Raw genomic sequence first — 11,857 nt, 5'->3', positions numbered from 1 at the left:
GTTAGGTAATTCAAAAAAAAAGCGCTTAACAGTCCTGCTGCTAAGCGCTTTTTTGATAATGCTTTTAGCTCGTTTATTTAAAGCGAATGTTTGCGATTAAATTACGCGAGAAAAACGTTGTTGGTTAATATGCTGTTTCATGTAAGCGTCGAAGCTCATGCAAATAATGCGAATTAGCAAGCGCGCTTTTTGATTAACTTTAATTTCACCTGCGTTGTTTTCAACTAAACCGTCTTCAATAAAGGTATCAAGCAGCGGTAAATCTTCTGCAAAATATTCATCAAAATTAATGTTGTATTTTTTATTGATTAGCGTTTTATCAAGATACAAGTTACACATTAATTCGCGAATAACTTCACCACGTAGAATATCGTCGTCGTTTAAACTGACACCACGCTCTAGCGCATGTTGCTGTTCATCAATCGCTTTATAATAAGCCTTTAGCTCTTTAATGTTTTGGCCAAACGAGCGGCCAATGCTGCTGATGGATGAAACCCCTAACCCTAATAAATCGCAGCTGCCTTTGGTGGTATAACCTTGGAAGTTACGGTGTAAGGTACCATTCTTTTGCGCAATCGATAATTCATCGTCTGGTTTAGCAAAATGGTCCATGCCGATAAAGTCGTAGCCGTATCCGCACAGCTTTTCGATGGCCAGTTTCATTAAGGCAAACTTTTCTTCAACACTTGGCAACCATTCATCACGCAGTTTGCGCTGCGCAGCAAAGCGGCTTGGCAAATGGGCATAGCTAAACAATGAAATACGCTCAACGTCCCACTCATGAGCCTTGTCTAAGGTATAGGTGAAAGTCTCAATGGTTTGATGTGGCAAGCCATAAATTAAATCGATATTAACCGATTGAAAACCTACCGCTTTAGCGTGTTTGATAAAATCGCCAATAAACTCGGTTGATTGCACGCGGTTAATCGCTTCTTGCACTTTATGATCTAAGTCTTGCACACCTAAACTTAAACGGTTAAAACCTAAGCTAAATAAATGCTCAGCTAAGCCCATTTCAATTTCGCGTGGGTCGATTTCAATGCTCATTTCCAAATCGTCAGAGAAATCGAATTTTTCTTTTAGAAGCGCTACCAGTTTAGTGATTTGCTCATGCGTTAAAAAGCTAGGTGTGCCGCCGCCCCAGTGCAATTGTTTCACTTTATAGTCTTTAAACGCTGGCGCTTGTAAGGCAATTTCTTTGGCTAAATATTCAAGATAAATATCGGCTTTATCACGATGGCGAGTGATCACCTTATTACAGCCACAGTAGTAACAAAGGGTGTGACAAAACGGAATATGCACGTACAAAGATAATTCGCGATTAGGCGAGTTTTCGACCGCTTTGACAAAATCGCCATGACTAAACTGATCATGGAATTCTAACGCAGTAGGGTAAGATGTATATCTTGGGCCACTGGTATTGTATTTATTGAGTAATTGCGGGTCGAAAAATTGACTTACTTGCATCTTGATCACGTTTTGCCATGAAAATTATTAGCCGTAATTATACGGGGAATGTGACAAATATCATTGATCATACGCAAGCTATTAACAGAAAATAGCGCAATTTAACCACTTGAATACTTGTTGCAGTCGGTAATAAACTATCGCTAGTCGGCGCAATTAATGCACTTAATTGCCGCAGGTTGCACCGCTAAGCGCTGTTTGGCAATGGCTTCACCGCAAGTTTGGCAAATGCCATAATGACCTGACTCTATTAAGGTGATGGCATTTGAGAGTTGTTGAATTTCGACTTTTGCTTCTGATTCTAAAGCGTTTAATACTTCGTCATTTTCACGCTCGCGCGCTTGTTCTGACCAGTCGGCATTGCGCCCATTGGCAAAGTCTTGGTGAATAGAGTCAACCCGTTTTTGTAGCTCAACTATACGTTGGGTAAATTCAGATTTTAATTGCTCGCTCATAGTCTACTCCTTGGGGAATACATTACCGACGGAGTGAAAAAAGCGAGCTTGACGACACTAAGAGTTAAGCAGACAAAACGCTGATACGTTCGTTTGCGTATTGGTGAAGTTGTTCAACATCGCTTTTTACTTGCTCGGTAAGTTCAGCTTCAATTTGCATGCGCTGATAATCTAATTTCATGCGCGCTTTTTTATCGAGCTTCTTGCGCTCTTCTAAAATAGGCATGTGTTTTATGCGATTATATAATTCAAATATAGCAGTAAATTGCTGATCTAGCGCTGAACTTAGCTTTAATGAGTCAAGCAATACACTTAATCGCCAACAACCTTCAGCAACATCACATTGCTCTTCTTTCATGGCGCGAACAATAATCACCACGCTGTCGAGAATCTTTTTATCATGTTTTGCCAAAGACGCTTGTTTGGCTTGCTGCGCAAGCTGTTGGCTTTCGTTTTGCTTTTTTAACTTAAGTAGCAGTTTGGTCGCATAACTTGCTAATGCAATAATCACGACTATGCCAACAACGCTGGCATAGAACCAAAAATCAGACATTATTATCATTCCTTAATGCGGCTTAATACGGGGAAAATTTATTCGAATTTAGACAAATCGCTGCTGTCGAGTTTGTCCCATAAGTCATCTTCTGAATTGTCTTGGCTGTCGCTAGCGTCGACTTCATCTTCGTCGTCGTCCAAACCGAGTTGAGCGCGAATGTCTTGATGACGTTCCATTAATTCGTTATACAAGCTAACTTCAGCTTCCGTTAATTCAACGTCATCTTCTTGCTTGTCTAAAATGGCCAGTAAACGTGGGTCTTGTTCAATGGCATACAGTTGCTCTTCAAGCGAGTTATCTGGCTCGGCAACTTCAATAGTGCGAATAGCGGCAATTGGCTCTGGTTTTTTCTTAACCTTTTTCGCCGGTGCGGTTTTCACAGCAATACCTAAATCAATCGGCTTTTTACTGCCAATTCTTGGATCTTTAGCTGTGGTTTGCTGACCGCCTGATGTTTTCTTTTTCACTGCTTCTTGCTGACGGTTACCCGGTTTTTTACCTTTCTTTTTACGAATGCGAGTTTCTTTTAATTCAGCCAGTTTCTGCTTTTCTACCTTAGATAAGGTCGGGAAGCTCTCAGATGGCTTACGAGATTTTTTGGTTCGAGACATGCTTGTATTTCTTCATATAACAATAATGACGCTATTTTACGACATTATCAGCATAACTGTTAGTTTTGTTGTTTTTTAAATAAGTAAAACTCTATCTGTACAAGTTGATAACAATTCCTTCATTCACTTCGTATTGCGTCACTTTGTAACTATTTGTTAATATTTGTATTAAATATAATATAAATATGTCATTTGTTTTGATTTGATTAAAAGGTTTAAGCAATATGAATATCTTGGAGCCAAGATAGTATGATTCGTTTGAAAATAGTCCCATTGATAGTACTGGTAAAACTAATAACAGTTTTAGGGTTATACCTATCGATTAGTCCACAACTATTAGCTTCTACAGCTATTAGTGACCAAGTTGTATATAACTCAGATAATACTATCGGCTTTAAAGGTTGGCTTAAGCATAGTTCTGGTAATTATAAAGAAGCTAGCGGTGCTTTTGTTAAGCTGTATGATGGAGCTAGCTTTTCTAAAGAGGTTATTATTAACGGTGCTGAACAAGTAGAAATTAGCTTTAAGAGTAAAGGCTATGGTTTCACAAGTGATGGTCATTTGCTCACTCAATATTCGCTAGATGGTAAAAACTGGATATTTGTTGACGTTTCTAGAAAGAATAATATTTGGGGAGTGTCAAGCTTTATTGTGCCAACTTGGCGTAATTATAAAGTGTTTATACGCTTTATGGTTAGAAGTAAAGATAGTAGTAATGCTTATGCTTTAGTTAATGATATCACGATGACCACTAACCCAAGTTCTTTTGGTGTGAGTACCCCAAACATTAGTTTTAATGGTAAGCATAATCTCCAGCTTGACACTAGAGAAAACATAATTAGTTATAAAGTTCAAGCTATGCATAATAACTCTTTCAATACAGATTATGATTCTTGGCCGTATATTCCTATCGTTTCATATACCAATAATAGTGTTCAGCTTGAAAACCGCCCATCTGGTTTACATCAATACAGAGTTGCTGCATGTACGCATGATGCATGTAGTATAATAGGTTCGGCTACTGTTTCAGAAATAGGACCTTCACAACCGCAACTAACATCAATTGTGCCTACAGTGAGTTACGATGGTAATCAAAAAATAAGTTGGACAAAAGATCAGGGGGGGCGCTCTCCAGAATATAAGTTATATCGTTCAATTGATGGAGAAGATTTTGATGTTATTTATCAAGGAATCGATACAAGTGTTAATTTATCAGGACCTGTTGGGAAATATAAGTATTATATCGAAACTTGCGTTGAGTATCTTGGTTACCAAGCTTGTCCTCAACACGCCATTAGTGAACCATATGCCTATGCATGTGTTGGGGGCACACAAGAAAAAAACCTTTTGTTTGGAGATAATTTTGAATTAGGTTTGTTTAAGCCTGAATGGGATAATACTGGTCATGATAATAAGGTAGTACAGTCGGCAGCTAAAGAATGTAACTTTGGCGCCAGCCTAAAAAGATGGTCTCCAATTATTAAGAAGGTTGAAACAAATAGCAGTTCAACTTTACGCATACGATACTCTCGTTCTACAGAAAATCTTAACTTGGGACAACGTGTTGTTTTAAGTTACTCATATGATAATGTTTCTTGGACCATACTTGAAACTGTCTCTGGAGGAAGAAACTGGGAAGATAAAACCTTTGAAGTCCCCTCTTCTTCACAAACCAAATTACTCATTATCAAGCTCAATGTTTTAGGTGTTGAGGATGCAAAAAGCCTAGCTTATGTTGATAATATTTTTATATCAGAAGAACCTAGATTGCCTGAAACTTCTTCGAATCGAATTGTAGTAAATTATACTTCAACTGATGAAACCCTAATAAATTCGGCATATGAACAGCCTCTTGAAGGAGAAGTTATTTTAAGTTGGGGCTACAACCATGATAATGAATATGTTGGTATTCCTGAGGGTGTGACACACTTCGAACTTCGTTTGGATAAAAATGGCGTTGAAGGTGAATGGCAGAATATTGGTGCGGTAGACCGGATTGCTTTTGACCAATTAACTGTTGGTACTTATATTATAAATATTCGAGCATGTAATGGTAATATTTGTTCTGAACCTATGGTTACTCAAGAGCTTCACCTATCAGAGCCCGCATTTCAAGATTTAGATTATAACATTACAGGCACTGTACGAAGTCATAGTAAGTATTACAATGCTGATGGTTATTATCAGATAAATTGGAATAGAGAAGGTTCTACGCATTATAGTGTTGAAATTGCTGAAATAGTTAATGGTGTCGTTGGTGAATATGAAGACTATAGTGCTGTTCCAAATATCCTATACCATAAAACAGAAAATGATATATATCGGTATCGTTTTCGTTTATGTAACTTCCAGCGTTGTAAGACATATGATACTCACTCTATAGAGGTACTTCTCAACGAGTACATTATTGTTGACGATATGAGTCTAATGGAGAATTCAACCTCGAGTTTAAAACAACTAAACTTGCTTGTTGAAACAACCGATGAGGCCAATTTTACTGTTGCGTCAAGTAATACTAGCTTGGTCCTTCCACAAAACGTCACTATTTTTGATAACGACGGCATCTATCATATTGAAGTTAAACCTAATGATTTTCAATCAGGTTATTCAACAATTACAGTACAAGCCCAAATAGGGGAGAATACTTACTCTGGTGATTTTTTAGTTATTGTCAATGCAGCCGAGACGACGCCTATAGTGGTGCTGTCAAAAGAGGTGCATTTCTATGATAGCTTTCTTCTAGGTGACTTAACTGTAACATGGGCACCTATCGAGGCTGCAGAGTATTATTTAATAGCGCAGTCTGAAGATGGCGGGTATTCTTGGGGTGAATGGAATACGGTTGCTGCAAATGACCAATTAGTGAGTTTTACCCCATCAACGACATATGGCGTTTCTACGCGTTTTAAAGTAAAGGCATGCTTTGATTTTGGTTGTACTTCCCCTGGCATTTCAAGAGTCTTTAGGAAAGGAACAGGCATTGCTAACTTTGCCACTGGATATACAATAGGAAATATAAACGATCCTAATATCCCTATCTCTCATCTTCCTCCAAACAATGTACATTTATTTGGGGATCGCTCTATGATGTCTATTCCTTTTAATATTGAAAATGAAAGTGGTGCAACGATTGTTAACCCTTCTTTTGATGTACGAGTGATGGAGCCTATCAGCGCTATTTCAACTTTGGAGTTTGAATCGTTTTGCTATGGTGATACTTCTTCAAAGCGTGACTGTATCTTGAATATAACGGCAAAGGCGGGGGCTAGTGCTTTTGATGAAATTAAAGTGAGGATTCTTGCTCTTGATAGCACAGGAGGTATTGATACTAGAGACTTCAATATTCACGTAGGGAAAGGAATATTTCCTCCTTTCGATCACGAACATATACTTGAAACTGATTTAACAACAGCAGCTGGCGGGGGGTTTGTGCCAGGATCCCGCATGTGTTTAATGGGAGGTAGTACAGAGCAAAATACGTACTTTGTTACACCAGATGCTAATGACCTTGGATACCCAATAGTAAGGTTTGATGAGAGCGCAGGAATTTATGGGCGAACTTGTTTTATAGCAAAAAAATCTGTTTGTTCTTTATATGGGCAAGGTAACCATCAAACAAATTTTAAAGCTTTTATAAAGTATACGAACCAAGGTGAAGTTACTGAGCAAGTCAATATTAGCGTACCAGTTTATTGTGCCACTGGCGTACCACTTGCACGCTCAGAAGATGTAATCGCAGAATATGACCCTAGTTATTCTTATATTGATGTTCTTTGGCCTAGTTCAGATAATGCGGATTATTATAAAGTCGCGGTTAGCATAAATGGGGGGGCCTTTGAGCTTTTAAATGACTCTCTATTTTACCCAGGATACAAAATGTTGCCTGAAGAGGAAGGAGCTTATAAGTTTAAAATTTTAAGCTGTTTTGAAGGAGAGCAGTGTATATTTTCTGGCTCTGACTCTAATGAAGTAATGGTAAATCTTCAAACTGGCGATATTGATGTTTATAGTGTTGCTGGCACGGGTGGCTTTGAGGCTGAATGGCTAGCTGATCATAGCCTTCAACTCTATGAAGTTGTTTTTAGTGAGATTACAAATGAGAATTATGACTTTGAAGGGAATAGCGAACCAGTGTCTGTTGTTGAGTTAGATACTCTTGAATTAACTTTAACTCCCGGTTCCGACAAAGTTTCAGTAGCTTACGACACATTATTCCCAGGTAAATATCAAGTGGCCATTAGAGGCTGTGCATATGGACAATGCCAACCCAGTCAAGTAATTGAAGTTGAAATAGTTGAACCAATTGATTTCTGTCCAGTCCCTCAAGAAGAAGGCAGTTTGTAATGAAAAAGTTACCAGTATTTATATTATTTTTTTGCTTAGTTAATGCATGCATTTTTGACAGCTTAGCTGTTTCTCAGTCTTCTATTACGGGCTCGATAAATTCTTTGTCAGGGCCAAGGTACACAATGTTTAATGAAGAAAAGGAAGGTGAAACTGAGAGAATAATAACACGTGGTTCGAAACTTAACCTTAAACCTGGTAAGCAAGTATGGGCTGGGGATGACGAGGTGAGGGCAATACTACAGCAATTGAGTAGATACCTAGACGATTCATACCCTGGACAGTCAATGGTAGATGAAGGCGGGCCAGCTTCCACAGAAGAAAAATGTGGTAACCCAACTAATATGAGAACTGGCAATAAAATAGAAGAGTATATCGACTTTAAAGGAACTGAGGAGTTTCCTCTTACAATTGCTAGAGTTTATAGCCATTACTCAGATCAAGAAAGCTCTTTAGGAAACAAATGGCTGACAAGCTTTGGAAGTTATTTAAGATTTAAGTCTGCTTCATGCGAATTTCCAGACTCACGCGGGGTATATGACCCACAATGTTTTAGCAACAATTTTGAACCGGGACAAAGTGATATTTTAGCGTATAGGCCGGGTGGAGAAAAGGTATTGTTAAAACGAACCTCTGGTTATCAATTTTCAAGTGGGCAGGCCTATACGGCAACATATGATGCCACTACAGAAAGCTTTTCTTTGCTTTTTAAAGGCGGGAATACTGAACGTTACAATATACAGGGTCAAGTAACCAAAATAACGAGTGTTGAAGGGATTTCACATAACTATAGTTATGAAAGTGGGGAGTTATCTACCATTACACACAGTAATGGTCGTACGTTAACTTTTAGCAAAAATAATAATGTTTTAACAATAACTAACTCTGCGGATGAAAGTTATCTATACCACATATCTAACAATTTATTGTCAAAAGTTATTATGCCAAATGGTGATTATTTTGAATATAAATATGATGATACTCGCCACCCTTATGCATTAACTCGTACATTAATTAATGGTAAAAACTATGGTCATTTTTCCTATGATGGATTAGGCCATTCTATTTCTAATGGACACGGTGTTGATAAAAATAATTTAGAGGACCATTTTCAATTTGAATTTAACTATTTTGGTGATGCTAACCATGACGGGAAAATAGATGACGGAGTTTATAATGGTGCGGGTGAAGCTATAGATGATTATGGCTATCGAAGTTATTTTTATAAACCAAATTATACTGTGAAAATAACAAACCCTTTGGGTAAAGTAACTAAATATCATTATGTTAAATCACAGGGTATTCAAAAAAGGCAACTTGTTAAAGTAGTTGGTGAAGCTTCTGCATACTGTGGTTCTACTACTCGTGAAATTGATTACGATGAAAATGGCCACCTCGAAGCCAAATATGATTTTGAAGGTAACAAAACAGAGTACCATTATAGTGAAAATGGAGTTTTGGAATGGTTACAGCGTCCCGGTAGTGAGCGCACTTATGTGGACTATGCTGAGCACCATCCTGGGCGAATAGAGGAATATCGTATTGGTACGGCAGGTACTAAACTGAAACGCCATTATAAATATGACTATTTAACTTCTAGAATTTCAGAGGTTACTTTCACAGATATGTTTGGTACTGATGGTACTGATCCTGTTGAACGTAAAGTTACGTATAATTATAAATTACATGCTAATGGCATGTTAAGTGAAATGACTATTGACGGTTCTCGTGAAGTTAACGATCTTACATTCTTTGAGTTTGATAATTTAGGTAATACTACGTTAATTAACTATGCCAACTATTATCAGGTTCAATATACTAAATTTGACAGTGTTGGCAGGGTGCTTGAAGAAATATCTCCAAGTGGGCAAGCGATTACTTATTCCTACTATCCTGGCGGAAGGCTACATACGAGTACTATAAATAATCAAACAACAACTTTTGAATATACGCCATTAGGACAATTGAAAAAAGTTATTGATTCTAATGGTAATGTAAGCGGTAACGTTTATTCTGATACATACAAGTTGCTTTATAGCTATAACGGTGAAAATGAGTTCAAAACAGTAAATACTAGAGATGCTCTAGGTAATTTGGAGTCATTATCTTTCAAGGCTAATCAAGAAGCTTCGCCTGAGTTTGTGGCTTTAGTTAAATATGATGAGCTTGGTCGCATTCGTTTACAGGAGGGACAAAATGGGCAAGCTGTTTCTTACCAATATAATGCGAATGGCTCCATACAATATGAATGTTTAACGAGTAGTAATTGTGATGAAACCGTGGAAAATAAGGTAAGCTATACTTACCATCCTAATGGTAAAGTGCATACCATTACGGAGCCTGATACTAGCGTAACAACGTTTGAATATAATACCATGGGTTTTATCGAATCAATAACCGATGCTATAGGAAGAACAACAAGCTATACCTATAATAATTTTGGTGAAGTTATTCAATTAGATAGCCCTGATACAGGTAAAACAACGTTTAAATATGATGTTGCTGGCAACCTTATTTATAAAAAAGGAGCAGAAGGAACTGCCCGTTATAAATACGATGCACTCAATCGTTTAACAATAAAAGTAGCTGGTTTGGAAATGCAGTCTTGGCAATACGATGAAGGTGATTTTGGTGCTGGTAAGCTTACAGGAGCAGTACAATATAATAATTGTAGTAGTTACGAATATAATGCTATTGGTCAATTAGCCGAACAGAATGATTATGCAATAGACAGGTTGTTTAATGTTAGTTACCAATATCACGATAATGGTTTACTCAAATCAATTGTTTACCCTAGTGGCAATGTAGTAAGTTATGAGTACGATAATGCTAACCGCCCTTCTTCTGTACAAGTTAATAATGAAAATTTGGTTAGTAATATTGATTACAAGCCTTTTGGACCACCAACGTCGTGGCTATACGGTAATAATTTAACTCAGAATAATCAATATGATACTGATTATCGCATAGATACTATTAATACTACTGGCATACTAAGTTTAGATTTAGATTATTACGACGATAACAATACCGTTGAATTTTTGACTAATAATTACCATAGTGAATTAAGTCAACAGTATATTTATGATGAGCAGTTTCGATTAACTCATGCTTTAGTTGATGATGATCGTTATAGTTATGAATATAGGTATGATGATATTGGAAATAGAATAACAGTATCGCCTGGTGGCATCCCACTAACTCAAAGGTCTTATTCTTTCAATGCACTAAAGCAAAAAGTATCTGTAATTATAGATGGAGAGCAAGTTGGCAAATATGCATACAACAACTTTGGCCAGCGGATCTATAAAGAAGATGTTATTGGTGATACGCGTAAGCGTTTTATTTACGGACCTGGCAGCGTTCTATTTACTGAGCAGGAAGAGACTAGCAACAATTATCGCGATTATATTTACATGGCAGGCCAAGTTATTGGCTTTATTGATAACGGCCAAGTGTATTATGTACATAATGACCAAGTAGGTCGACCAGTGTCTATTACCGACTCTAATGGCAATGAGCAATGGCGTACTGGTAACTTTGCTTTTTTTAGTGAACCGTTGCTTGATAATATTGGTGGCTTTAATATCGGTTACCCTGGTCAATACTTCGATAGTGAATCTGGACTTTGGTACAACATCAATCGTTATTACGACCCAGAGACGGGGCGCTATACGCAATCTGATCCGATTGGCTTACTTGGTGGCATGAATACTTACACTTATGTTAGTGGGAACCCTATAACTAAAATTGACCCATTAGGGTTAATTGAAGCTAGTTGCCAACCAGAAAGTACAGGTGGTTGTGGGTATGAGGATGGGCAAAAAGTTTGCTCTTATACATGTACATCTGGTGGCGTCACAAAATCAGGTATTAAAGGAAGTTCAAGTAGTACCTCTGGCGGAGATATTTGTTATGGGTACGCCTACAATACGACTATGGCTGGAGGGCATATGGTGACTGTTTCAGGGGCAATGTCCCCATTCATTATTGAAACAGAGGGCTTCAAAGGACTTATTGATGGTTATATCTTTTACGACCCAGGTTTTCAGAAAAATATAAATGAAGCCTTTAAGGATCAAATTAATGATAAACCTTAGGCTAGTTTATAAAAGAAGCTTAGTTTTGCTTTTTGCTTTTCTAACCCTGTTTACTATTACACCTTATATTGTTTTTCCAATATATTTGGAGCAACAAGGAAGGCCTAGTATCGCAAGAGCTATTACTGAATTTTATAAGGGCTTTTTTAATTCATTAGATGACTCTAATCCCTATAAAATTGTTTGGATGGATTATGCACGTACTAAATGCCTTAGTTATCCTAAAACTTGTAATATTAAAGACGTTGAGCCAGCTCAATAATTTTTGAATCCAAAGCCTCGCTAGTCGGGGCTTATACCCTCCTTTATATTAATTAAGGTTAT

At 37.5% G+C, this 11,857-nt stretch carries 7 protein-coding genes; 3 read left to right on the top strand and 4 right to left on the bottom strand.

The genetic code is table 11. The features are described 5' to 3' along the window. Positions 1 to 96 precede the first annotated feature (96 nt). The 4 genes from hemN to yihI all read right to left on the bottom strand — a co-directional run bounded on the left by hemN (position 97) and on the right by yihI (position 3,089). On the bottom strand, positions 97 to 1,467 hold the full coding sequence (gene hemN / locus ACRRSQ_RS20110) for an oxygen-independent coproporphyrinogen III oxidase (protein ID WP_440877566.1): 1,371 nt from the start codon (positions 1,465 to 1,467) through the stop codon (positions 97 to 99). 143 nt (positions 1,468 to 1,610) lie between these two features. Beyond that, positions 1,611 to 1,922 carry a TraR/DksA family transcriptional regulator gene (locus ACRRSQ_RS20105; protein ID WP_440877565.1) on the bottom strand — a complete coding sequence of 104 codons (312 nt, stop codon included), beginning with the start codon at positions 1,920 to 1,922 and terminating at the stop codon, positions 1,611 to 1,613. Between the two features lie 64 nt (positions 1,923 to 1,986). Further along, positions 1,987 to 2,475: a DUF2489 domain-containing protein gene (locus ACRRSQ_RS20100; RefSeq protein WP_440877564.1), complete on the bottom strand. Its 489-nt coding sequence runs from the start codon at positions 2,473 to 2,475 to the stop codon at positions 1,987 to 1,989. Positions 2,476 to 2,513: 38 nt separating this feature from the next. Next, positions 2,514 to 3,089 carry a Der GTPase-activating protein YihI gene (yihI, locus tag ACRRSQ_RS20095; RefSeq protein ID WP_440877563.1) on the bottom strand — a complete coding sequence of 192 codons (576 nt, stop codon included), beginning with the start codon at positions 3,087 to 3,089 and terminating at the stop codon, positions 2,514 to 2,516. Positions 3,090 to 3,338: 249 nt separating this feature from the next. Between yihI and ACRRSQ_RS20090 the strand changes: the two genes are divergently transcribed. From ACRRSQ_RS20090 to ACRRSQ_RS20080, 3 genes are read left to right on the top strand one after another with little or no spacing between them, the layout of a single operon-like run. After that, the gene (locus ACRRSQ_RS20090) at positions 3,339 to 7,433 is read left to right on the top strand and encodes a hypothetical protein (protein ID WP_440877562.1); all 4,095 of its coding nucleotides are present in this window, start codon (positions 3,339 to 3,341) and stop codon (positions 7,431 to 7,433) included. Next, positions 7,433 to 11,533: an RHS repeat-associated core domain-containing protein gene (locus tag ACRRSQ_RS20085; protein WP_440877561.1), complete on the top strand. Its 4,101-nt coding sequence runs from the start codon at positions 7,433 to 7,435 to the stop codon at positions 11,531 to 11,533. The genes ACRRSQ_RS20090 and ACRRSQ_RS20085 overlap by 1 nt, the downstream gene beginning before the upstream one ends. After that, a complete protein-coding gene (locus tag ACRRSQ_RS20080; RefSeq protein ID WP_440877560.1) occupies positions 11,520 to 11,795 on the top strand; it encodes a hypothetical protein in 276 nt (91 codons plus the stop codon). The genes ACRRSQ_RS20085 and ACRRSQ_RS20080 overlap by 14 nt, the downstream gene beginning before the upstream one ends. The last annotated feature ends 62 nt before the right edge of the window (positions 11,796 to 11,857 follow it).

It is taken from the genome of Thalassotalea sp. PLHSN55 (genome assembly GCF_052030545.1).
Classification (GTDB): Bacteria; Pseudomonadota; Gammaproteobacteria; order Enterobacterales; family Alteromonadaceae; genus CANMXU01.
Note: the sequence above shows the minus strand (reverse complement) of the source record. Positions and strands in the feature narration are given on the sequence as shown.

Coding starts and splice junctions, on each gene's coding strand:
- ACRRSQ_RS20105 (WP_440877565.1), bottom strand. CDS start 1,922: ATGAGCGAGCAATTAAAATCTGAATTTACCCAACGTATAGTTGAGCTA.
- hemN (WP_440877566.1), bottom strand. CDS start 1,467: ATGCAAGTAAGTCAATTTTTCGACCCGCAATTACTCAATAAATACAAT.
- ACRRSQ_RS20085 (WP_440877561.1), top strand. CDS start 7,433: ATGAAAAAGTTACCAGTATTTATATTATTTTTTTGCTTAGTTAATGCA.
- yihI (WP_440877563.1), bottom strand. CDS start 3,089: ATGTCTCGAACCAAAAAATCTCGTAAGCCATCTGAGAGCTTCCCGACC.
- ACRRSQ_RS20090 (WP_440877562.1), top strand. CDS start 3,339: ATGATTCGTTTGAAAATAGTCCCATTGATAGTACTGGTAAAACTAATA.
- ACRRSQ_RS20080 (WP_440877560.1), top strand. CDS start 11,520: ATGATAAACCTTAGGCTAGTTTATAAAAGAAGCTTAGTTTTGCTTTTT.
- ACRRSQ_RS20100 (WP_440877564.1), bottom strand. CDS start 2,475: ATGTCTGATTTTTGGTTCTATGCCAGCGTTGTTGGCATAGTCGTGATT.